We start from the raw sequence: 1,270 nt of genomic DNA on the forward strand, positions 1-1,270 counted from the left end.
TGTATGGACTGGGGACATCGCGAACAGGTGTGCGAAGACATCGCGAACAGTTTCGTGCGTTTTGCGCGGGGAGGTTCGTGGTGCCATTCGAGGCCAGGAGCGTGATGAGCCAGAAGGAAGAGTTTGTAAGACTGGCGCTGGCGCCAGAGGCGAATGTGAGCGCGCTGTGCCGTCGCTTCGGGATCGGACGAACCTGCGGGCACAAATTGATCGCGCGGTTTCGTGCGGAAGGCGTAGCCGGGCTGGCGGAGCGTTCGCGGCGGCCAAAGTCGAGCCCGCGGCGCAGCCCGCCGTCGCTGGAAGCAGCGGTTGTGTCGCTGCGGAAGGAATGCCCGGCCTGGGGTGGGCGCAAGATCGCTGGCGTGCTCGAGCGCGACGGCATCGGCGCCATTGCTCCTTCGACGGTGAGCGGCATCTTGCGGCGCAACGGCGTCGATCTGGGTGCGTTGGGCGGCGGCGCTCAGCCCTTCATCCGCTTCGAGCACGAAGCTCCCAACGATCTGTGGCAGATGGACTTCAAGGGCCATGTGCCACTGCGCCAGGGACGGCTGCATCCGCTCACCGTGCTCGACGACCATTCGCGCTTCTCGCTGGCCCTGGAGGCCTGCTCCGACGAGACGACCGAGACCGTCAAGACGCGGCTGATCACGGCGTTCCGGCGCTATGGCCTGCCGCGGCGCATCGCCATCGACAACGGCCCGCCCTGGGGCGACGGCGGCCGCAACAACCTCACCGTGCTCGGCGTCTGGCTGATCGAGGTGGGCGTGGCCATCAGTCATTCCCGGCCCTACCATCCCCAGACGCTGGGCAAGGACGAGCGCTTCCACCGCTCCCTCAAGGCCGAGGCGCTGCAGGGGCCGCCCTTCGAGAGCCTCCAGCACGCCCAGAGCGCCTTCGACAGCTGGCGCCATCTCTACAACACCAAGCGCCCGCACGACGGCCTTGCCGGCGCTGTGCCGCTCGACCGCTACCGGCCCTCCGGCCGCAACTTCTGCGAGACCGTGGCGCCCTTCGACTACGCCGCCGGCGACCTCCTGCGCAAAATCCAGCAGAAGGGAGCGACCTCGCTGTTCGGGCGTGCCTTCAAGATCTGCAACGCCGTCGCCGGCAAGGTCGTCGCCTTCAGGCCGACCGAAATCGACGGCGTCTTCGATGTCTTCTTCCGACACCAGAAGATCCAAACCATCGACCTCAACCAGTTCCAGCGCTAGCATGGGAAACTGTTCGCGATGTCTTCGCACACCTGTTCGCGATGTCCCCAGTCCATACA

Annotated in this window: 1 protein-coding gene; it reads left to right on the top strand. The window is 66.1% G+C overall.

From position 1 onward, the window contains the following. The first annotated feature begins 104 nt into the window (after positions 1–104). Positions 105–1,211, top strand: a complete 1,107-nt coding sequence (locus FJ956_RS30385; RefSeq protein WP_140684998.1) for an IS481 family transposase — start codon at positions 105–107, stop codon at positions 1,209–1,211. The last annotated feature ends 59 nt before the right edge of the window (positions 1,212–1,270 follow it).

Source organism: Mesorhizobium sp. B2-4-3, assembly GCF_006442815.1.
Lineage (GTDB): Bacteria > Pseudomonadota > Alphaproteobacteria > Rhizobiales > Rhizobiaceae > Mesorhizobium.